Raw genomic sequence first — 19,098 nt, 5'->3', positions numbered from 1 at the left:
ATTATCTCGAATTATCGAGTTGAAGGAAAGTCGACGAGTTATATACCATTTACTTCCCTTCGTTAAAATCATTTATACCAGTGTGTCTTCATGTCATAATCGCCTTGCCAAACCTGCTCGCATTCCGTAGCCTTTCTGTCTATACGAACTTAAATACAAGTATCTTCTCCCGTGGATCATTCCCCGGAAAAAGATCTCTGCAGTCAATCTCGTCCGCAAGCAAGAGCGAATCCTGGCGCATTAGACATGAAATGTATTCGTGGGATGGATAATAAGCGAACAGAATACACTCTCTGGGATTCTCATAGTAGGAATCTATAATTCTCGTAACCACTTTATGTAAAATTTCCTCAGAAAATGGATTAAAGAAATAGAACCGGTCAGTTTCTTTGTCAATCTCACAGTCCACAGCATCTGACAACTGAAATCTTGTTTTTCCGGCAGAGACAGCCGTCTTTTGATTTTCTACAGCAGCTCCATACATCCTCTCGTCATATTCAATTCCAATCGTTCTGCACCGGATCTGGTAGGACAAATAAAAATCTACACGCCCCTTCCCACACCCACAATCCATCAGGAGATTTCTCTTTCCGATATATCCGCTTCCTGCAAGACGTTCCAAAACCACATAGGGCGTGGGCCCATATGGATAATGGTACTGATCCGCTTTACTGTCATCACGTCCTGTGGTCTTAATTCTCAACAGCTTATCCCACTGCCGTTCCTTTTCCGCTATCATCTTTCGTGAATAATCCTCGCTTCATAAATTCCTCTGTTTTCTCCATAATCTGTCTCATATTGTCCAGATCAGTCTGGATATTTCCAGTTTCCAGAGAATGATCGGCATCCGGATACATATAACAGGGAACTCTGCGCTCCCGGCACAATTCAGGAATCCTGCTGTTTTCCTTACTCACCCACGGATCTCCCGTTCCGGTAAAAACAACTGCGTCTCTCAATGAAAAGGAAAAAGTCTCTTCAAGAGGGGTGTAGAGTACCAATCGAATCCTGTCATTTACCGCACTCTGCGCCGCAATCGCTGCAGCTACAATGGTGCCTATACTCTTCCCGACAAAAAGTACCTCTTCATAATCTTCAAAATTCAAGTCAGCCATCATTGTTTTCGACTGCGATAATGCTATTTCAAAGGACTCTGTCATTTTGATTCTGTCACCTCTGATCTTGTCAGGAAAACCGCCATATGGCAAAAGGCGGATTTCATAGCCAAGAGCAGCTGCCAGCCGCCTGCTGTAATACATCAATGGTTTGTCCACCGTATATCCAATTCCCGGAAAAAATACCGCTATTTTTTTCATTTTCATCCTCCGTCAATGCCCTGTCTCTAAATATCCCGCAGCTCTTCCTATCCATTTTAGCAATACTTTGTATAAAAATCATGGCATACCCATTTTTCAATACAGGCGGTATCTCAGGGAAACCATTGCCTGCACGCTTATAAAATACCGAATCAGCTTCCAGCATCGGCATAATAACTGCTCCGTTATTACATCCACCCACCTGAAACGTTCTATCCATGCTTCATGACATACAAAAGCCATATAAATCCCTCTGGCTCCAATTTACCTCACTGTTTTGACCCATCGGTTCAAATCTGCCTCTCTCATGGATAGCTCCCTCAAAAGAACAGAATCAGAGAGAATTGCCTCATAATATTCAGGAGAGATAATATATGTCATGAGCCCGTTGATATTACATATGGCGGAGCAATACTTCTCTAAATAAGAGTACATATTCATTTTCGCCGTACTTCACCTGCCTAATGTTTTCGAACATAAAAACCAAAAACGGAATTGCTAAACTCACCAGCAGCAAATTGATACTCTTGTTCCCCAATTAGCACTTTATAAACAGGGAAGCGATACTTTTGTCCATACAAGGGATCTTCAATATCAATTCGTTCCCCTGTACTCTCCCATTTATAATCAAATATATTGACGCCGAACAGGAGCGTATTTCCATCAATTCCCGTTATTTCATGCTTCCATGTTTTTAAGATTGTCTAAACGATTCCGTTCCGCTTTTGAGATACTCCTGACTTCTTCTGCTATTTCCGAAACTGTTTTATCGTTTGTATCAATTTTTATTGTCTCAAGATTCTCATACAGCGGAATCCTCATCACACTTCTCCCGATAACATCCTCCGTCCGGATTCCTTTCGCAATATCCTGCTCCAGCCTCTTTTCCAGGTTCTTTTCATTCACCATGAGAGAGATACAGAATACTTCACAGTTTTGGATATCCAGCTTGTCAAGTATCGCATTGATAATGGACTGTTCGTGCATCACCCATCCAAAAATCACCGTTTGGTAAGCGGAGCAATGCAGAAAATTATTCAGGATATGGCAGATATTATCGAGCACCATACGTTTTGTTTCTTCTGTTACCTGAAATGGATCTGCATCCCAACACCAGTCTCCATCTAAAAATACGCTGTCCGGTAACTGTTTCTTCAGTTGCTGACATACAGCTGTCTTTCCAACCCCCATGGGTCCGCCGATCATGTATAATACCTTCACCTTTGCTCCACTCCGTATCTTTATCTTGAATAGTCTGTTTTCAGCAAAGAAATAACTTCCGGATTTTTCAATACCCAGGCAACGGCATACGTGCACAGGAGCTCTGTCAGTTTTCCGTCATCCCTACCATGCATCAAAAGCCGAACCGCCTTTTCGGCCTGTACAATCTCCTCTTCTTTTAGCGGATTTCCAAGGCGAAGATATTCCGGAAACATACGGAGCATTTCCTGATAATCCCTGTCCCAGTTGATTCCTCCGTTCCCCATGATTTCATTATTTACTCGTCCTGCAATCCGGATCACCTCGCCCTGGGCGGTCTGCGCTTTTCCGCTGGGCGGGACAAGATAATCCCAGAGCGCAGAAAACGTTTCTTTCCCGCTTTGCTCCGGCACACAGATTGGGGACACTCCATCATGAAAAGGCATTTCTTTTACAGGCTCCACCTCAAACAGTTCATATAGTTTTTCCAGTCCCTCCGTCTGGCAGTGCAGAAATTCCGAATCTTTGATTCCACGTTTTGCCCGCACAAACCGCTCTGCTGATTTCAACAGGAATTCCCGGGAACGGTCTGTGATCTCAGCCCCATGATCCAGAAGGAGCATACAGATTTCCAGCAATTCCCTATAAGGCAGGCGATCCTGATGAAGAGTTTTCTCCAGGGGTGTTAAAAATCCCGGCCCATCAATCCTGCCAGTTGTGAGATTCACATCGGCGCCAGCATCCAATAAGATCTTCACCGCCTTCGCACGTCCATACAATGCCGCAAGATGTAATGGGGTGACACCAAAATGATCAGCGATATCCACCTTCGCCCCCAGATCAACTAAAAGCTGCACATCCCCATTCCAGGCAGATGCTTGCCTGAAAATCGGCGTTTTCTCATAGTAATCTTTAAAATTCACATCTGCCCCCTGCTCTTTTGCCCAGAAGGCAAATTCCCGTGGAATGGGAGATAGGGAGAAAATATTGGAACCGTATTTACTCGTTACGGCATTTGGTTCGCACCGCAAAAACTGCTCTTTCAAAGCTTCCATGTCTCCACGTTCTAAAAGTGTTCTCATCTCTTTGGGAAGTGTTTTTCGTTTTTTAGCCATATTTCCGTCCCCTTGTTTTTTAACTGAAACTATCATCATCTAAGAGAAACTGCCTTTTGTATTCCTCTATAATTGCTATAATATCCTTTCCGGCTTAAACCGAAGATAATCGGAAGATACCAGCTTATATTCTATCCCATTCTGGTATCCCCGGATGCTGTCTCCGTACCGTTTTCGGCCATGGCAGTGCGAATAAATAACGTTCTCAGCTCCATATTCCTCCGCCATCTTTGTAAACCGACTTTCGTCCTCGTAAATGCTGGTAGGCGGATAATGCAGAAACATGATAGATTTCTGGTATCCTGCTGCTCTTGCCAACTCAAACGATGTCCTAAGCCTGGCCTCTTCCCTGGAAAGCAGCTTCTCCAACTGCTCTGGCGTATCCCTGCCCTCATCACAGTATCCCTTGGTCCCAACCAGCGCATAATTCTCATAAGCATAGAAATTATTCTGCAGGAACTCCAGCTTTCCTTCAAACTGCTCATTCAATTTCCACGTCTTCTTCACATCCCAGAACATGTCATGATTACCCCGGAGCAGAATCTTCCGCCCCGGAAGCTGCGCTATAAATTCCAGATCCGCCCTGCATTCATCCAGATTCCGTCCCCAGGAATGATCTCCGGTAATCACTGCCGTATCTTCCGGTTTTACAGTATTGAGCCAGTTTTCCTTTATCCTTTTCACATGATTCTTCCACTCTGGCCCAAATACATCCATTGGCTTATGTACCTGGAATGATAAATGGAAATCCCCAATTGCATACAACGCCATCCGTTATCCCCTACTCTTTTTTCTCTTTATTCCAAAATACAGACTCTAGCCAGTATTTTCCGCCCTCAATGACCATTGCCGTCAGTTTATATCCAAACACACAGCCTGTATCAATACAGATCAGCCCTGTTTCAGGAAGCGGCATCCACTTATGCTCCGGCAAAACTTCTGTGGCTGCTTCATCTCCGACATACCAGGTCGTATCCTTAATGGGCGTGTGACTATCACTGCATGCCTATTGTGTCATTGGACTGGTGGTTTGATCAACGGGACTTTCCGTTGCATTTTCTTCTCTTTCTTGTAACTCTAAAAGTTGATCCAATTGCTTTTCTGCACATTCTCTGTATGTTGGTTTCAGTTTACGATATTTCTCCAGAATAGCATCATCTATTAAACTGTTAAGAAAACTATTATCCTCTTTATCATCATCCTCCAACATTTCCCTATCAATATGGAAAATAGCAGCAACTGTATTGATCAATCTGGGGGTGGCTGCAGTTCGTCCCTGTTCTATATTTGTATATGTGCTGCGACTGACTCCTAATTTTTCCGCAAATTCAATCTGCGACAGCTTATAGTGTGTTCTTATCATTTTCAATTTTTCTGCACTTACCATATTTGTATTGCCTCCTCATTCTACCTATTATATTATCACTGATTTCCTAAATGGTCAAACAGAATGTTTATATTTAACTATTTTCATTAGTTTTATGCTTGATTTATAATGTTTTATATCCAGGTAGTTCCTGCCAACCTCTCCGACCTTCTCAAAACCATCTTCCAAAGGCTGGTCAAAGCCCTCCGCTGTATACCAGTAACGCGTTCCGTTATAGTATACGGTGATCTGCTGCACCTCTCCGGAGGGATAGCCGGTTGGAGTTAAAGCCGCATCTTCACTGCCTCCGGTTCCACAGGCCGAAAGCAGACCTGCAAGCAGTATTACCGCAAAATAACCTCTTCGCATCTTCAATCATCTGTCCCCTTCCTCTGACTCCAAAAGTCCACTGCAATTCCAGCAAGAATCATCACGAAATAAACTCCACTCCAAATGATCCATAAACTATTTTGTCCATGACCATAATCAAATTGAAATATGTATCCGAACGCAAACCCGAAAGCATATCCGATTGAAGTAAATATTGGGATGATCCTCTTCTTAAATACAAGTCCGGATGCAATCATTATATCGGCTTCTAAAAGAAAAAGGATAAGAGGCCATTCTTTCATGCCATGCAAAAGGAACATCTCCTCAACTTCAAAATCAGCGCAGCAATTATCTTGATTTCTGCTTCTGTCTCCTATTAAGTAATATTCATTCCGATTTCAAAAATCCCAGAGCCTCAATATTTTCGGGCGTAAGCTCTTGGTAAGCTGGCCGGATCAAATTGGCCTCTCCCACACACTCTGCCCTCCACGATTCATAGGCAGAACCGTCTACTGTCACCTGTTTCTCATAATCGCCTTCCCAGTCAGCTGGCAGCAGATAATAGACCAATCCATCGCCATCCGCATCAATGTCATCCGGGAATCCCTCTTTTTGCAAGCTTTTATCCCAGGCATCCATACTGCCAAAACGTTCATAAATATCCTTTTCATCGTTATAGCGGTAAAAATTCTTGGGCCAGATCCGTCCTGCTAATCCTTGATTGTGGGACCAGTCCGCTTCTACGCTTCCGTTATCATAATAGCAGATGCTTGGATATTCCGACAGTTCCGTATAGCATTGACCGCCGTCGCTGTCCAAAACATATTCCGCCATTCCGGCCATGGTCACGGTATTGCTCCAACGGATCAGCAGTTCCTTTCTGCCGTCTCCGTCCACGTCGCAGACGGCAAACTGGTTTCCTTCTGCCATCTCGACGTCTGTATATTCCAATTGGTGTCCGTTCGGAAGAATTCCCTGCCTGTATACATCCCACAAAGCCTTTCCGTAAGCCGCTGGCAGCGCTTCGAGTTCATCTGTTGCCATCTCAAGCGGTGTGTTTTCCTCTGACGGTGCCTCTTCTGCCAAGGCAGCCACAAGTCTGCCTTCCCCATTAACCGCTGATTTTTCTTCTTTCTTTTCTTCCCAGTCCTCTGGAAGCCAGATCGCCTTGCCCTCCGGCTGCCGCATCGTAATCAAGATCTGATCACCGTACTCAAACTGATACGCCACAACGGCTGTCTGATCCTCCATCCATTTTATCGTCCCTGTTCCATCGGCCAGATTCAGCAGATACTCTGCCGCTTTATCCGGAGTCGTCAAAAGAGCTTTATACGCCTCTTCTTCTGCCAGGTTTTCCAGTGCCTCCTCCCATCCCTCGCAGTCTGTCCGGTAATCCATGGGCGTTCCGCTGATACCTCCACTGTACGCATCTGCAAAATCTCCTGCATAACGAATCGTATCATATGTCACAAAACTGTCCTGATATCCGTACCAGCGTCCGTCCTTTTGCTGCCAGCTAAGGCTCTGCTTCCAGACCCAGCGATGAGGATTAGAAGTCATGGGATAATAAGTAAACAGAGTTTTTTCTCCATCTGTCTCTATCGTATACAAATAATCCATGGGCCATGGACTGGACCATCCGATTGCAATATAATCATCCTTCGGTTCTGACTGGACAAAACCTGTTGCATAAAAATCATTTCTTCGTTCCGGGTCAAACAGTTCCCAGAGCGCATCTCCATCTCTTGTACAGAATGCATCTGCCCACGCCTTTGCCACTGTCTGAAGATCTGTGCTGTTTCTATAATCTGGCTCTTCTTCCTGACTTTCTATCATCTCTGTTTCAAGCACTGTCCCGTCCGATGCGGCTGCCATTTGCGTATCTGCCCGCCCGCAGCCGGAAAGTATCGCCAGTATAAGTGCACAGCTGATCGTTTTTGATTTCAATCCTATCATTTTTCTCATGTATTATTCCTCCTGCAAAATATCCCCAATCTCGATTGTCATCTGTTCTTCTCCCGAATCCATCTCGATCATCCGGAGCTCCGCCTTCATGCCCCATTTAAGGGCTTCTGGATATTGCGGAGTCACCATCCCGTCCAGTAAAAATCCGGGGATGAATGTCATCATAATCTCTCCACCTAGCCTGTATCGGACAAAATCTGTATGGATTACATCCTGAACTTTTCCATACGGATCTTCCAATGACACTGAAGCAATCTCTTTTCCACGGTCGAAAAATGTTGCCTTTCCAGTTTCCTCCTCGATATAACAATGCCTGACAATACTGCCCGATAAACCTTATTCTCCAAAATAGATCCGGTATGCTTCTTCATGATCCTCCACCTCTCGCTCGAATTCTTCGGCGTCCCTGTCAGCCGGAACGATCCCTTCAAGAATTTACCAGTGAAATCTCTGTACGGTTTTTTTGAAATTTGCCGCCAGAACTGCAGTTGCCGTCAATGCCAAAAGAATCAGCAACAGAACCGGTATCAGCTTTCTTTTCGGGAATGAGGGCCAACGGATATGTGTGGTTTCCGGTTCCCGGTCCTTCATCCCCCGGTCCTCTGTCCGCCATTTTCTGCGTTCTTCCCGGATCAGCCGCCGCATTCTTTTCTCAAATCCGGCAGAGAAATCATATTCTTCCTGCACCGCCTGTGTTTCCAACTTGCAAAGCATCGCCAGATCCAGTGACGGAATTGTCTGGTATAGAACTTCATCCAGCCAATCATTCGTTTCCATCCCATCCCTCCTCCCTCAGTTTTTCTTTTAAAGCGGCCTTGCCTCTCGTGATCCGCTGTTTTACCCCGCTCACGGTTAATTTCAGTAAATTTCCGATTTCCTCATTGGTCAGTCCCACCGAATACTTTAATAAAAAGACATCCCGATACTGATCCGGAAGCGCCAGAAGCATCTCACGGACCGCATATCCCAGCCTGTCCAGATCTTCTTTGTTTCCCGGCTCCATCTCCAGATCTTCGTAGCAAATTTCATTCTCCATCTGCCTGCTGCGTTTCCGAAAGATATCAATCGCAGCATTTTTAGCAGCAACCAGCACATACCGCTTTACCTTTTGTTCACTCAGCCGCTCCACCGTGTCCATATTTTCCGCGATTCGGATAAACGCATCGTGTACCGCATCCTCCGCCAGATAACCGTCTTTCAAAACCTTTTTCGCCTGCCAGAACATCAGCTGTCGGTTTTCCCAATAAATTTTCTCGAACTGGGTTCGCTGATGCTCCTTCTCTATCATTGATAAATAAATAATCATTCCTGTGCCACCCTAATATCAGTCTTTCTCCCGTATTTTTCATGCGCTCTCTCAAATCCCAATGTCTTATTTCATTGTACTATGTATTTCCGGCTAATACTTTACTTTTCCATCAACGTTTCCTTAATTTCTTACTTTGATTCTTCCAGAGTCAAACGCCGCCCGGAGCGGCTCATACCCCCACCCGGAGCAGTTTTGTATCATTTCTTCTTTTTTAGTTTGCTTATATTTTATATGACGAAAAAAGCTGTGAAAAAGGATACAATGATTTAAAAAAGCAGCCGAGTTTTCCTCAACTGCTTCTCCTGCTCTTTAAAATATCTAACGACAGATAGCTTCCATCTACCGCAGCTCCCGTTCCTCTGCTACAATCTCCGCCTCTGTATTCTCCTCCACAAAACACACAATCTCATCCATCAAACTATCGGCCTGGGCACTGTGAGGCACAATGGCTGCCACGCCGATCACGATAGACTGGTGGATATCCTGACTTTCCACCTCTGCCGCCGACACCTGGAATTTATTTCGTATCTTCGCCAAAAGACTCTTTACCACCATCCTCTTCTCTTTCAGGGAATGAACCCTTTTTCCTCCAAATACCTTGCCAGAAGTTTCTTTACATACTGTATTCCGACTCCTATTTCCCTGTCAAAACCGAACGTCAACTGCAGGGTCTTATCCTCTGACACAATATGAATACATGGAATATAATCGGAATCTCTTCTGATATACCAATAATAATTGATTCCATTATACTCCAGTTTTCGCTTCCCTTTCGTTGAAATCACTGAGACCTCCAATATCCTACATACATTTAATGTACGGTTAATAGCATTCCATCCGCATCCGGTGATTCTGCAGCATCTTTCCACAGTTTTTGCATGGCATTTTTCTGAATCCGGGAGGCGTCTCAGACACGCCTTTGCCTGTACGCCGATAGAATACCGGATCAGCTTCTGACATCGGCATAACAACGGCTCCGTTATTATATCCACATTCCCGACATATCCATCCGTCATGGTAATAAACATGGAAAAACTCTTCCTCAGATTTCAGACAAAGTACCGGCATCCACCTGAAACGCTCTATCCACGCTTCATGACACACGAAAGCCATATAAATTCCCTTGGCTCCAATTTTCACTCTTTTACACCATTTGGAAATTATCTATTTCATAGCCACGAATTTTGCATCTTCTTCTTTGAAATAGTCATCCATATTACTGCTAAGTCCACTTGCTTTCCATGCCTGTTCAAATGTAATATCTTTTATATTACTTAAAAAGACAAACGTAGTATCTTTAACCGCCGTCCCCATTCTCCCGGTAATTTCCAATCTGTATTGATACGCATGGTCATCTGTTTTCCAGGTACCGTCGCTCATTTCATAATACTGGACCATAGTGACCAGCTCATCATTCTCAAAAGCAAGTTCCGGATCAGTCACCTCATAAGTCTTAACCACTGATGGTTCCTTTTGAGCACATCCAAACGGATAACGCAGCATTTCAAACCGTACCCACTCCTCTGAATTTCCAAAGGGCATATACACATCTATATGCGTTTCATCCACGATCTGGTATCCGTATCCGGCGCCAAAGTTTGATTGTCCGTTTTCCGATGGGACCTCTGTACCCTCTACAGTGGAGGTAATTTCTCCATCCATAACTCCACATCTTCCATTGATATCGCTGACTTCGCCGACAGACTGATACAAATTTCCATCAACTATTACCATAGGAATCCGGTCAGATGTCTTCTTCTCAAGCAGCTGTATGCTCTTCTGGTTTCCCAACTGCAAAGGAGCGCTTTCCATGACGGCTCCGCTGTATGTAACCCTCACCCGGTCTCCTGCCCGGGCGGAAGCTGCGGCTTCATCTAATGTTACGCTTACCCTGTCTCCGGAACTGCGAATTGAGAATCCTTCGTCCACCTCCACAACGGCGCCGGTACCATGAATCTCCATTATTGTGCCCTCAAAGGTCTGGCAGTTCTCACCAAATATAACATCCTCCACAGTCTGCCTATCGCCCTCATAGCACAGGAGCAATGTTCTCTCCCCATCCAGTTGGAACAGTTCACCATACCTCCCGGAAAATGGATCTGTCCCCTCTCCCCAGGCTGCATTGATCTCCTCCCTACTGAATTTCGATAATTCCTGCTTCAGCTGTTCCTCTGTCATATTTCCGGCATCCTCCAGCGAAGGCACTGCTTTCTGGCTGCTGCATCCGGAAAGAACCAATACCGAAATCATTAGAATGGCGCTTCTTTTCATATAGTTTCTCACCTGTCCGGCCTCCTTGTATCCTTTCCTTTACCATACCAGATTTTCTTTGAGCATGCTTTAATCTATGCTTACGATTCTATGACATTTGTATTATTCCATGGATATTTTCAGTCACTTCGCTAATAATCTTTTATATAAATTATCTACACATATTGCTCCAAACGGTGCTGTAATCAAAATTGATAACACCGCAACTGTTAAAACTATATTTCCACAATCTAATCCCATTGTCAATGGTATTGCCCCAATGGCCGCCTGAACTGTTGCTTTTGGGGTATAGGCCAACATACAAAATAGTCTTTCCCTTTTTGATAAATTTGTTTTAACTAGCGATAATGCCACGCCGATCATTCTGAATAGCAATGCTCCAATAATAAGCATCACAGCAAATATCCCTGCCGATTCAACATATTTCAAATCAACGGTTGCGCCAACTAACACAAATAAAAATATTTCTGCCCCAAGCCATAATTTGTTATATTTTGCAGACAATCGTGCAGCTAACATATCATATTTTTGCTTCAGCATGATACCCATACTCATAATAGCAAGCAAGCCGGAAATCGGAATATATCCTTCTAATCTGTTTTGTACCTCCAAAAGCAAGAAAGAAATACTAAGTATTATCAGTATTTTCACTGTATCCCTCATATGATTCTTTTTGAAGAATAAAACCAATAATATTCCTGCACCGCTTCCGAGAATGATACCTAAAATAATGGATATCGGAATCTGGATAAACCTTGATGCAGATATTTCGCCTGTGGATGCTAACGCTGTAAATGCTGTAAATATCACGATAACAAATACGTCGTCTACTGAAGCGCCTGCTAAAATCAATTGCGGAATACTTTTATTTTTTCCATAACCTTCATCAATCAATCGAATCATTCTCGGTACAACAACAGCAGGGGATACCGCGGCAATCACACTCCCTATAATAGCCGCATCCAGCACTGATACCTTAAGTAAAATTGGAGCCAAAATAACTGTTCCTGATATTTCTATACAGGCAGGAACAAAACACATAAGAATTGCGGGTCTGCCAACCTTCTTTAAATCCGAAATGTCAAGAGACAGCCCCGCTCTTGTAAGAATTATTACCAGGGCTATCTGCCTCAAATTTCCTGAAATCATGAGTATTGAATCATCAATTAAATTCAGCGCATAGGGACTAAGTATAATCCCCACGATAATCATTCCAAGTAAACCCGGTAATCTGAGTTTTGAAAAAATCCAGCCGACTAACAATCCTAATAATATAATTATTGCGATACTTGTTAACATACAACCCTCCTAAGTCGCAGAAATAAAAAAGCTGACAATTTCTGCGTAAAAATTTCGCAGAAGTCATCAGCATTAAATGCGTTTTGGGGATTCATACCCATGGGAGAACCTCATTCCCAACGCAATACACTATACCATAAATCAGGGTGGAATTCAACAAAATTTCCGATTCCTTGAAAAAGCTTTTTTTCTTATAGATTCTGTAGTAAAATTGATACGATGGAATAAATAATCAATCACATGAATATGACATCTGAAAGTTTGAAAAGAGGTACGAAATGCAGAAAATTTTGAAGGTTTATTTTGATTATATCTGTCCTTACTGTTATCGCGGCATAATGAATTTGCTGGAACTTCTTGCAGATTATCCCGGGTTATCTGTAGAATGGATTCCCTGTGAAGCGCATCCAAGACCAGAGCAAGCGTTTATCCACAGTGATCTGGCGGGTCAGGCCATGTATTCTATAGAAGAACAGGGCGGAAATTTGATTCAATTTCATAAAGAAATATTTATTGCCCATTTCATAGATCACCGCCGGATTGACAGCCCTTCCGTTCTGGCTCATATCGCGGCCGCCTGCGGCGCTGACCGTAATACAACTCTTATGGCAATTACAGATGGCGTATATAGACAATCCATATTGAACAATAATCAATTAGTGTGGGATACTTTAGGCTTTGAAGCAGTGCCATGCTACCAAAGCGGCAATAGACTTTTGACCTCACATGAGGATGTTATGATATCCAGAAAACAACTGAAGGATTTTTTGGATTCCGTTATGGTTGATTAATTTTACAGTAAAAATTCACGCTTATCTTATCTCCCGTTCCTCTGTCACAATCTCCGCCTCTGTATTCTGCTCCACAAAACCTACAATTTCATCCATCAAACTATCCGCCTGGGCACTGTGAGGCACGATGGCTGCCACGCCGATCACGATAGACTGGTGGATATCCTGACTTTCCACCTCTGCCGCCGACACCTGGAATTTATTTCGTATCTTCGCCAAAAGACTCTTTAACACCATCCTCTTCTCTTTCAGGGAATGAACCCATGGAGCATATAATTTTATTTTTAAGACCGCTATTTTCATTCTCGTTCTTTCTCCTCCAAATACCTTGCCAGAAGTTTCTTTACATACTGTATTCCGACTCCTATTTCCCTGTCAAAACCGAACGTCAACTGCAGAGTCTTATCCTCTGACGCAATATGAATACATGGAATATAATCGGAGTTCACTGAGACCTCCCGGTTAATGGCATCCCATCCGCATCAGGTGATTCTGCAGCATCTTTCCACAGTTTTTGCATGGCATTTTTCTGAATCCGGGGAGATAATATAGATCATGAGTCCATTGATACTGCATATCTTAAAACAATATTGCTCCAATCGCTGCATAGCCGGCCTCCGGATGTAAACCTCTCATATTCTACAAACGGCAGATTTCCTCTCTATGATTTACCAGCAGATTCCTTTCCCATTCATAAATCTGAGCCTCATGACTAAAAATCCAATCGTCGATCCTTTCCGATTCTGACAGCCATTCTGCCGGATAATCACAATTTTTTGCATAGACAGGGTTTTGGTAATCGTGGATTCCATATTCAAACATCTCTCTGCACTCATTCCAGCCTGTCTGCTCTAAATACCGCAGCGTTACCTGCAGTTCTCTTCTGCCGGTGCCTTCATAAAAGGTCCAGACGCCATCCCTCATGGATATCCCCATCCAATTTGATATTGTCATAAAGGCAATAACACAGTCAGGGCGGCTGGAAGCAGGTATCTCATAAAATTTCATGAAAAACTCCGCTTCTGCTTCATAGAATTTTTTGTCTTCTGTCTGTTCCAGCTGTAAATATAATTTTTCAAAAGAGTACATGTTCATTTCCTCAAAAGCTCATTATAAATCTCCATAACAACCGCATATCCGGTAATACGCTTTCCCTCCTGGAACTGGATTTCCATTCCTGGTTCAAGGGTATGTGGATAGTATTCCGGTGAAATAAACGTAATAAATCCTTCTGTCGTTTCACCACATTCCACTCGATCAACTCCAATATATGCATGCACGCCTGTTGTCAAATACGTTTCTATCAGATGCGCCGGCCGATATCCGCTGCCAACCGGAGTTTGCCTTATGATTGTAATTTTTGCTTTAATATCCGGCTTCACTTTTATAGATCAGCTCCTTTTCGCCTGCCTAATATTTTTGAACATAAAAACCAAAAACAGAATTGCTAAACTCACCAGCCGCAAATTGATACTCCTGTTCCTCAATTAGCACTTTATAAACAGGAAATCGATACGTTTGGCCATACAAGGGATCTTCAACAGCAATACGTTCCCCTGTATTCTTCCATTCATAATCAAATATATTGACGCCAAACAGGATCGTATTCCCATCAACTCCCGTTATCTCATGCTGCCATGTTTTTTCTTTTAATATTTTCATATTTACCCCATACTGCAATGGCTGCTTTTATTTTTCATTCTTCTCCAATGCCTTTCCTATCAGCTTTTCGAAGGACTCTGCAAACCGTTCATCATCCTCTGTGGTTCGTTTTTTCGGCCCCTTTAAATGGTTCTTTCCCGATGCCCTCCTGGCCTTCTTAGCCAGATGGCGCTCCATCAGCATCTGATCGATATTTTCATCCGTATACCATTTTCCGGACTGGTGAATTGCATATGCGCCTTTTCCCAAAGCCATGGCCGCCACCCCATAGTCCTGGGAGATGACAATATCCTCTTTACGACATAAACTGATCAGCGCATAGTCAACCGCATCCGCCCCAGCTCCAATGATTTTTACTTCGCTGTATTCCGAGTTCAAAATGTGATTTGTATCGCAAAGCAAAATCACTGGTATCCCATATTTCTTCGCTATTCTTTCAATAATGTCCACAACAGGGCAGGCATCTGCATCAACAAAGATCTGCATCTGGCACCTCTTATTATTTCTGTAAGACTACTCTTATCACCAACACAACAAACTGAATTTGATACACTTCTACATACCGAGTTTATAACCGTTTTTCGTTTTCAATGAAAATAATTCAGCTGAAATGTATTCCTTATGCTGCCATTCCTTTGGTTTATTGTAATCATCATCATGTATACTAATGATAATATCTGTAATTTCTGTATACGGGGCAAGCCTTTTAACAGTTCTTGCCAATTTTTCATAAACCTTCCTGACACATTCCGGTCTATCAACCCAATTACCGTATTCATCATAGTATCCTGTTATTGAAAAGAGTCTTGCTCTTGATATTTTCTTCTCCGTATGGTTAACAATCGAAAACCCGGCTTCAATGATAGCATTTCCGGATGAATTATACCCTCCAACACATTCTGCGCCATTTCGTTTAGTAACGGTTAAAGGACCAGCTTCGGGCAAATAGAAATAATATCTATTAACATCTGATGTAACAATATCCATACCATTACTGCGGATAAGTTTATCTTTCTCCTTTTTTAGTATCTCGCAGCCACTATCAACTGCTTGCCGGGTAATTTTTTGAAAGTCATTGTACCTCATATAGTAATTGATTTGTTTTCCCATACACAAACCTCATTAAACAGAAATTTAGCTGTCTATTCCAATTCTGTACGAATCGTGAATACCGACGGTAAATTGAAAATCGCCTCTTTTAAGAATATAGGATAGAAGTATTCATCTTTCAAATGTTCAAATGACAACCACTCGAAATCATGTCGATGATGTCCCTCTTGTAATGCAAACTTCCTGCCCTTAGAGAGTAAGTCGGTATGTGAGATGTCCATTAGAAAATAAATACACAACTCGTGATATTTTAGACCATCTACATCTTCCTTAAAAAATGCCTGATTGAGCCAGAGCGGACGAACAATTCGAGGCGTAATTTCCAATTCTTCCTCAATTTCTCTCACAACAGCGTGCTCAGCCGTTTCGCCCATTTCAACTCGCCCACCCGGCAAATAGAAGTATGGTGAACGTTCATCGTGCATAGCCAGGATTTTACCATCTGATATTATCATAGCACAAACTCTGTAATTGAACTTTGTATCTTCAACTTTGAAAGAAATATCCATTGTATTTTTCTCCTCGACTTCCGATTTGTGTAATGCCTTATATGCAGCATAATCTCTCCACGCCCGTCCAGAAATTCATCTATCAATGTGACTTATTGCTTTTTTACAATCCAATTATCATTTTTTGATTTTCTTTCCGCATAGTAACCACATGGCATATCTTTAAGAACACCAACAGAATGATCCAAATCGAATACTGATTTTAAAGATACCAATCTTGCTTCGTTTTTCTGGTGCGTAGTTTTGAAAATTTTTCATATTGCCTACCTCCTGCAGCTTCCAAATTAAGTTCTCTTTGATTTTCTTCAATTACCTTATTTGCGGGAACATTTCTCTGCATCAATAGCAAGCACAAACATCAGTGCACCCAGGGCATTTTTCGGGTTATGTACATCGATGACATAGGTGTCTGTCCAGTTAAACAGCTGCTTTGAAATTTCGGCGATGGTGTTCCCTGCCCTGTCCAAAATCATGTAATCCCATTCGAAGAAATTCCCTTCAATATGCCAGCCATTGTAATCAATATTATACTTTGGCTTTAACAAGGAAATCTCTTTGCTGATACATCCAACATATTGTTTTCCCTGATAGATCTCAAACTTTGGCAGCCACGTAAAAACCCGTTCCCGAATCATGCCGATTTCCGCGCCGGAAGCATCAAAAATTTTCAGGCAATGTCCCCATGCCAGCTGCCCCTCGACGGTGTATAATGTCTCTCCATCCTCACCATAAATATCATAGCTGTCAAACCATGAGAAAAAACGCTGTTTAAAAAGCAGTTTCAAAAAATCATCTCCTTCCCTTTTTCAGTCCCGGAATCTCTTATTCCAACATTTTTTCAGCAGGTGCTTTCGGTTATTAATAAATTCAAAATTTACTTCTCCCTTTATCTCTAAAAACCGGAAACTGTCATTCTTTCACTAAGCCATATACGATACTATTTGCATATTGATTACATAAACGTTTATCAAAAATTTCCTGCAAAACATCTGATATGATTTTTGTTGCATTATTCATATCTGGTTTGTCAATTACTGTTAAAGGTAATAACAAAAGGAAAATTCTTTTGTCCTCTAAGAAGCCCAATAAATCTTTGAATGGAAAAATCTGAATATTGTAATGATTTCCTGTACAGGCAATCTGTCTGTCATTTATATAATATACTGTATCTCCTGGATGAAACTCTATTTTTAAGGTTTGAGCAGTTGTGAGATTACAGCTAAGCGTTTCGGGTTCATCAAGATAACCATCTGTTTCCTCTAAAACCCCATCGTAATATTTTGTAAAATTTCTCCACCAGTTTATATCTGTCGCTTCATTTTCTTCTATCATTTCAATCAATGACATGTCTGTTTTTTCATCTAAAGCAGTTGGAAAAGATGTTGCCAAGAAACCTGTCCAAAACTTTCTGTTTAAAAAAACTATGTCGTTTAGAGAAAGCACTTTATTAATCCTCCTATAGATCCCAATTCCTTCAGATTCTAAAAACCGGAATTAGTTTGATTTTTGCTTTTTATATTCTTCATCTGTAGGGAAACGCCAGCCCTCATCCAAGTCAAATATTAAGTCTACATCATCAAATGTTACATTCCATGTAGCGTTTGTCAAAAGATGAGTTATTTCAGTAAGACATTTTAACCAGTAGTTTGCAACCTCAAATAGTGTTTTAGGTCCATTTCCGGGGAGTTTTGTAGAACCACTGAAAATAATATCATTCTGGTCTTTCAAATCATTATATATACCAAAATCTTCAACCTTTCTCTTAAAAGGATATTCAGAACAATACTTTTCCGAAATTTCTTTACTAATTGTTTCTTCTTGTTCTGTCAAAGGCTCTTTTCTTTTTGCCTCATAATAAAGTGCAAATCCCATTACTTATCCTCCTCCAATTCCGATTTTCTCAACTTGGAAGTTGTCTCTTAATCGTAATCTATCCAGACCATATGCTTTCCGCAATGGAGGTACTGGAACAGATAGCATTGCAGATGTCCTCCATTGACTGATTCCCGAATCATTTCTTTCTGCTTCTCGTTCCACATAAGGTCATCCAGAACTTCTTCCAACACACCCAGCGCCCGCAGCTCTCTGGCACCCACATAGCCCAGAAAGGCGCAGTAGTCACTGCAATGGGCGCGCCAGTATTCCTGCTGCCAGCCGGAATAGCCAGGGGTGCGGTGGATGAGTTCGTCTAATTTCTCCGGCTCATCTACGCCATCGTCCGCAGAGCAATCGTCCTGAAAGCTGCCATCATACTTCCGGGCGGCTTCACCGCTGGCGATACACTCCGGACACAGATATGCAATATCCTCCACTGAAAAGAATGGATTGGTATAGAAGATATGGGCTGTCTTGCCGCAGCAGTCGCAGACAACGCCCTTCTCTGACTCCTCAAAGGCGCCAGTGTCCAGAGGGTCTGGGTGATACCGGAAAGCGGGCAGGCCAAGATGTGCCCGCCGCTCTTTTTCTTTCTGTTTCTCCTTCGGCGTTTTGGGCTTGGGGACAGCATAATGGTTTCCCCAGTTCTCCGCATATTCCTTTAGCGTGCCCAGCCGCTTGAGAGCCTTCCGGTCAGAACGGTTTCCAATTTGGCAGAGCAATTCGTAAGCGTCCTTTTTGAAGTCCAGGAGGTCGTATACGTCCACCAGCACTTCCTTGGCTTGCTTCTCCTCCGTCTGCTCCAATTCCTCTTTGAAAGCATAGAGAGCGCGAACGCTATCAGGTCCGCCATCGGTTACGGAAAACTTCTTTTTCAGCTCTACGTATCTTTTCAAATATTCGTTCATAGTAAATTTCTCAACTTCCGATTGAACAAAATCGCTGCGCGATGGCCTGCCGGGGCTGTAGCACAGTTTTAC

Annotated in this window: 29 protein-coding genes and 1 riboswitch; of the genes, 1 reads left to right on the top strand and 28 read right to left on the bottom strand. The window is 42.7% G+C overall.

Going from position 1 to position 19,098, the window contains the following annotated elements; translation table 11 throughout:
* Window positions 1–139: 139 nt before the first annotated feature.
* The 17 genes from LIZ87_RS20230 to LIZ87_RS20150 all read right to left on the bottom strand — a co-directional run bounded on the left by LIZ87_RS20230 (window position 140) and on the right by LIZ87_RS20150 (window position 12,171).
* Window positions 140–739 (bottom strand): SAM-dependent methyltransferase, encoded by a 600-nt coding sequence (locus LIZ87_RS20230; protein WP_227148992.1) that lies wholly within the window; start codon window positions 737–739, stop codon window positions 140–142.
* Window positions 708–1,160: an alpha/beta hydrolase gene (locus LIZ87_RS20225; protein WP_227148991.1), complete on the bottom strand. Its 453-nt coding sequence runs from the start codon at window positions 1,158–1,160 to the stop codon at window positions 708–710. Before LIZ87_RS20225 ends, LIZ87_RS20230 begins: the two co-directional genes overlap by 32 nt.
* 58 nt (window positions 1,161–1,218) lie before the next feature.
* A complete protein-coding gene (locus LIZ87_RS20220; RefSeq protein WP_227148990.1) occupies window positions 1,219–1,536 on the bottom strand; it encodes a hypothetical protein in 318 nt (105 codons plus the stop codon).
* A 458-nt stretch (window positions 1,537–1,994) separates the two neighbouring features.
* Window positions 1,995–2,537 (bottom strand): AAA family ATPase, encoded by a 543-nt coding sequence (locus tag LIZ87_RS20215; protein ID WP_227148989.1) that lies wholly within the window; start codon window positions 2,535–2,537, stop codon window positions 1,995–1,997.
* A 20-nt stretch (window positions 2,538–2,557) separates the two neighbouring features.
* Window positions 2,558–3,631 carry an ankyrin repeat domain-containing protein gene (locus LIZ87_RS20210; RefSeq protein WP_227148988.1) on the bottom strand — a complete coding sequence of 358 codons (1,074 nt, stop codon included), beginning with the start codon at window positions 3,629–3,631 and terminating at the stop codon, window positions 2,558–2,560.
* Window positions 3,632–3,706: 75 nt separating this feature from the next.
* Entirely contained in the window at window positions 3,707–4,402 is a 696-nt protein-coding gene (locus tag LIZ87_RS20205; protein WP_227148987.1) for a metallophosphoesterase, read from the bottom strand.
* 235 nt (window positions 4,403–4,637) lie between these two features.
* Complete coding sequence (locus LIZ87_RS20200; protein WP_227148986.1) at window positions 4,638–5,018, bottom strand: helix-turn-helix transcriptional regulator; 381 nt, start codon at window positions 5,016–5,018, stop codon at window positions 4,638–4,640.
* Window positions 5,019–5,072: 54 nt separating this feature from the next.
* Complete coding sequence (locus LIZ87_RS20195) at window positions 5,073–5,372, bottom strand: hypothetical protein (protein WP_330664701.1); 300 nt, start codon at window positions 5,370–5,372, stop codon at window positions 5,073–5,075.
* The gene (locus LIZ87_RS20190; RefSeq protein ID WP_227148985.1) at window positions 5,369–5,638 is read right to left on the bottom strand and encodes a hypothetical protein; all 270 of its coding nucleotides are present in this window, start codon (window positions 5,636–5,638) and stop codon (window positions 5,369–5,371) included. The genes LIZ87_RS20195 and LIZ87_RS20190 overlap by 4 nt, the downstream gene beginning before the upstream one ends.
* 76 nt (window positions 5,639–5,714) lie before the next feature.
* Window positions 5,715–7,292, bottom strand: a complete 1,578-nt coding sequence (locus LIZ87_RS20185; protein ID WP_227148984.1) for a hypothetical protein — start codon at window positions 7,290–7,292, stop codon at window positions 5,715–5,717.
* 3 nt (window positions 7,293–7,295) lie between these two features.
* A complete protein-coding gene (locus LIZ87_RS20180; RefSeq protein ID WP_227148983.1) occupies window positions 7,296–7,457 on the bottom strand; it encodes a hypothetical protein in 162 nt (53 codons plus the stop codon).
* 270 nt (window positions 7,458–7,727) lie between these two features.
* Complete coding sequence (locus tag LIZ87_RS20175) at window positions 7,728–8,069, bottom strand: hypothetical protein (protein ID WP_227148982.1); 342 nt, start codon at window positions 8,067–8,069, stop codon at window positions 7,728–7,730.
* Window positions 8,056–8,598 (bottom strand): RNA polymerase sigma factor, encoded by a 543-nt coding sequence (locus LIZ87_RS20170; RefSeq protein WP_227148981.1) that lies wholly within the window; start codon window positions 8,596–8,598, stop codon window positions 8,056–8,058. The genes LIZ87_RS20175 and LIZ87_RS20170 overlap by 14 nt, the downstream gene beginning before the upstream one ends.
* 342 nt (window positions 8,599–8,940) lie before the next feature.
* Complete coding sequence (locus LIZ87_RS20165) at window positions 8,941–9,171, bottom strand: DUF503 domain-containing protein (protein ID WP_227148994.1); 231 nt, start codon at window positions 9,169–9,171, stop codon at window positions 8,941–8,943.
* On the bottom strand, window positions 9,168–9,386 hold the full coding sequence (locus LIZ87_RS20160; RefSeq protein WP_227148980.1) for a hypothetical protein: 219 nt from the start codon (window positions 9,384–9,386) through the stop codon (window positions 9,168–9,170). The genes LIZ87_RS20165 and LIZ87_RS20160 overlap by 4 nt, the downstream gene beginning before the upstream one ends.
* A 379-nt stretch (window positions 9,387–9,765) precedes the next feature.
* Window positions 9,766–10,779, bottom strand: a complete 1,014-nt coding sequence (locus LIZ87_RS20155) for a hypothetical protein (RefSeq protein WP_227148979.1) — start codon at window positions 10,777–10,779, stop codon at window positions 9,766–9,768.
* Window positions 10,780–10,995: 216 nt separating this feature from the next.
* The gene (locus tag LIZ87_RS20150) at window positions 10,996–12,171 is read right to left on the bottom strand and encodes a cation:proton antiporter (protein ID WP_227148978.1); all 1,176 of its coding nucleotides are present in this window, start codon (window positions 12,169–12,171) and stop codon (window positions 10,996–10,998) included.
* Window positions 12,172–12,221: 50 nt separating this feature from the next.
* A riboswitch (Fluoride riboswitch) is annotated at window positions 12,222–12,298 on the bottom strand.
* A gap of 151 nt (window positions 12,299–12,449) precedes the next feature.
* Between LIZ87_RS20150 and LIZ87_RS20145 the strand changes: the two genes are divergently transcribed.
* The gene (locus LIZ87_RS20145; protein WP_227148977.1) at window positions 12,450–12,962 is read left to right on the top strand and encodes a DsbA family oxidoreductase; all 513 of its coding nucleotides are present in this window, start codon (window positions 12,450–12,452) and stop codon (window positions 12,960–12,962) included.
* Between the two features lie 21 nt (window positions 12,963–12,983).
* Here LIZ87_RS20145 and LIZ87_RS20140 read toward each other — a convergent pair whose 3' ends face one another.
* The 11 genes from LIZ87_RS20140 to LIZ87_RS20090 form a co-directional block, all read right to left on the bottom strand.
* Window positions 12,984–13,265 carry a DUF503 domain-containing protein gene (locus tag LIZ87_RS20140; RefSeq protein ID WP_227148976.1) on the bottom strand — a complete coding sequence of 94 codons (282 nt, stop codon included), beginning with the start codon at window positions 13,263–13,265 and terminating at the stop codon, window positions 12,984–12,986.
* 336 nt (window positions 13,266–13,601) lie between these two features.
* Window positions 13,602–13,970, bottom strand: coding sequence for a hypothetical protein (locus LIZ87_RS20135; RefSeq protein WP_227148975.1), 369 nt, complete (start codon window positions 13,968–13,970; stop codon window positions 13,602–13,604).
* 83 nt (window positions 13,971–14,053) lie between these two features.
* A complete protein-coding gene (locus LIZ87_RS20130; protein ID WP_227148974.1) occupies window positions 14,054–14,344 on the bottom strand; it encodes a hypothetical protein in 291 nt (96 codons plus the stop codon).
* A gap of 28 nt (window positions 14,345–14,372) precedes the next feature.
* Entirely contained in the window at window positions 14,373–14,624 is a 252-nt protein-coding gene (locus LIZ87_RS20125; protein WP_227148973.1) for a hypothetical protein, read from the bottom strand.
* A 27-nt stretch (window positions 14,625–14,651) separates the two neighbouring features.
* A complete protein-coding gene (locus tag LIZ87_RS20120) occupies window positions 14,652–15,110 on the bottom strand; it encodes a YaiI/YqxD family protein (protein WP_227148972.1) in 459 nt (152 codons plus the stop codon).
* Between the two features lie 69 nt (window positions 15,111–15,179).
* On the bottom strand, window positions 15,180–15,734 hold the full coding sequence (locus tag LIZ87_RS20115) for a hypothetical protein (RefSeq protein ID WP_227148971.1): 555 nt from the start codon (window positions 15,732–15,734) through the stop codon (window positions 15,180–15,182).
* A gap of 32 nt (window positions 15,735–15,766) precedes the next feature.
* On the bottom strand, window positions 15,767–16,243 hold the full coding sequence (locus tag LIZ87_RS20110) for an NUDIX hydrolase (RefSeq protein ID WP_227148970.1): 477 nt from the start codon (window positions 16,241–16,243) through the stop codon (window positions 15,767–15,769).
* Window positions 16,244–16,557: 314 nt separating this feature from the next.
* A complete protein-coding gene (locus tag LIZ87_RS20105) occupies window positions 16,558–17,028 on the bottom strand; it encodes an LURP-one-related/scramblase family protein (RefSeq protein ID WP_227148969.1) in 471 nt (156 codons plus the stop codon).
* A gap of 124 nt (window positions 17,029–17,152) precedes the next feature.
* A complete protein-coding gene (locus tag LIZ87_RS20100) occupies window positions 17,153–17,686 on the bottom strand; it encodes an Imm19 family immunity protein (RefSeq protein WP_227148968.1) in 534 nt (177 codons plus the stop codon).
* Window positions 17,687–17,737: 51 nt separating this feature from the next.
* A complete protein-coding gene (locus LIZ87_RS20095) occupies window positions 17,738–18,115 on the bottom strand; it encodes a hypothetical protein (protein ID WP_227148967.1) in 378 nt (125 codons plus the stop codon).
* Window positions 18,116–18,162: 47 nt separating this feature from the next.
* The gene (locus LIZ87_RS20090; protein WP_227148993.1) at window positions 18,163–19,026 is read right to left on the bottom strand and encodes a CbrC family protein; all 864 of its coding nucleotides are present in this window, start codon (window positions 19,024–19,026) and stop codon (window positions 18,163–18,165) included.
* Window positions 19,027–19,098: the final 72 nt, after the last annotated feature.

The organism is Lacrimispora sp. 210928-DFI.3.58 (assembly GCF_020554865.1).
Classification (GTDB): Bacteria; Bacillota; Clostridia; order Lachnospirales; family Lachnospiraceae; genus Enterocloster.
Note: the sequence above shows the minus strand (reverse complement) of the source record. Positions and strands in the feature narration are given on the sequence as shown.

Excerpts from the sequence above, each read along its gene's own strand:
- LIZ87_RS20230 (WP_227148992.1), bottom strand. The coding sequence starts at position 739 with ATGATAGCGGAAAAGGAACGGCAGTGGGATAAGCTGTTGAGAATTAAG.
- LIZ87_RS20225 (WP_227148991.1), bottom strand. The coding sequence starts at position 1,160 with ATGACAGAGTCCTTTGAAATAGCATTATCGCAGTCGAAAACAATGATG.
- LIZ87_RS20220 (WP_227148990.1), bottom strand. The coding sequence starts at position 1,536 with ATGGATAGAACGTTTCAGGTGGGTGGATGTAATAACGGAGCAGTTATT.
- LIZ87_RS20210 (WP_227148988.1), bottom strand. The coding sequence starts at position 3,631 with ATGGCTAAAAAACGAAAAACACTTCCCAAAGAGATGAGAACACTTTTA.
- LIZ87_RS20205 (WP_227148987.1), bottom strand. The coding sequence starts at position 4,402 with ATGGCGTTGTATGCAATTGGGGATTTCCATTTATCATTCCAGGTACAT.
- LIZ87_RS20200 (WP_227148986.1), bottom strand. The coding sequence starts at position 5,018 with ATGGTAAGTGCAGAAAAATTGAAAATGATAAGAACACACTATAAGCTG.
- LIZ87_RS20185 (WP_227148984.1), bottom strand. The coding sequence starts at position 7,292 with ATGAGAAAAATGATAGGATTGAAATCAAAAACGATCAGCTGTGCACTT.
- LIZ87_RS20180 (WP_227148983.1), bottom strand. The coding sequence starts at position 7,457 with ATGATGACATTCATCCCCGGATTTTTACTGGACGGGATGGTGACTCCG.
- LIZ87_RS20175 (WP_227148982.1), bottom strand. The coding sequence starts at position 8,069 with ATGGAAACGAATGATTGGCTGGATGAAGTTCTATACCAGACAATTCCG.
- LIZ87_RS20170 (WP_227148981.1), bottom strand. The coding sequence starts at position 8,598 with ATGATTATTTATTTATCAATGATAGAGAAGGAGCATCAGCGAACCCAG.
- LIZ87_RS20155 (WP_227148979.1), bottom strand. The coding sequence starts at position 10,779 with ATGACAGAGGAACAGCTGAAGCAGGAATTATCGAAATTCAGTAGGGAG.
- LIZ87_RS20150 (WP_227148978.1), bottom strand. The coding sequence starts at position 12,171 with ATGTTAACAAGTATCGCAATAATTATATTATTAGGATTGTTAGTCGGC.
- LIZ87_RS20145 (WP_227148977.1), top strand. The coding sequence starts at position 12,450 with ATGCAGAAAATTTTGAAGGTTTATTTTGATTATATCTGTCCTTACTGT.
- LIZ87_RS20140 (WP_227148976.1), bottom strand. The coding sequence starts at position 13,265 with ATGAAAATAGCGGTCTTAAAAATAAAATTATATGCTCCATGGGTTCAT.
- LIZ87_RS20135 (WP_227148975.1), bottom strand. The coding sequence starts at position 13,970 with ATGAAATTTTATGAGATACCTGCTTCCAGCCGCCCTGACTGTGTTATT.
- LIZ87_RS20125 (WP_227148973.1), bottom strand. The coding sequence starts at position 14,624 with ATGAAAATATTAAAAGAAAAAACATGGCAGCATGAGATAACGGGAGTT.
- LIZ87_RS20120 (WP_227148972.1), bottom strand. The coding sequence starts at position 15,110 with ATGCAGATCTTTGTTGATGCAGATGCCTGCCCTGTTGTGGACATTATT.
- LIZ87_RS20115 (WP_227148971.1), bottom strand. The coding sequence starts at position 15,734 with ATGGGAAAACAAATCAATTACTATATGAGGTACAATGACTTTCAAAAA.
- LIZ87_RS20110 (WP_227148970.1), bottom strand. The coding sequence starts at position 16,243 with ATGGATATTTCTTTCAAAGTTGAAGATACAAAGTTCAATTACAGAGTT.
- LIZ87_RS20095 (WP_227148967.1), bottom strand. The coding sequence starts at position 18,115 with ATGGGATTTGCACTTTATTATGAGGCAAAAAGAAAAGAGCCTTTGACA.
- LIZ87_RS20090 (WP_227148993.1), bottom strand. The coding sequence starts at position 19,026 with ATGAACGAATATTTGAAAAGATACGTAGAGCTGAAAAAGAAGTTTTCC.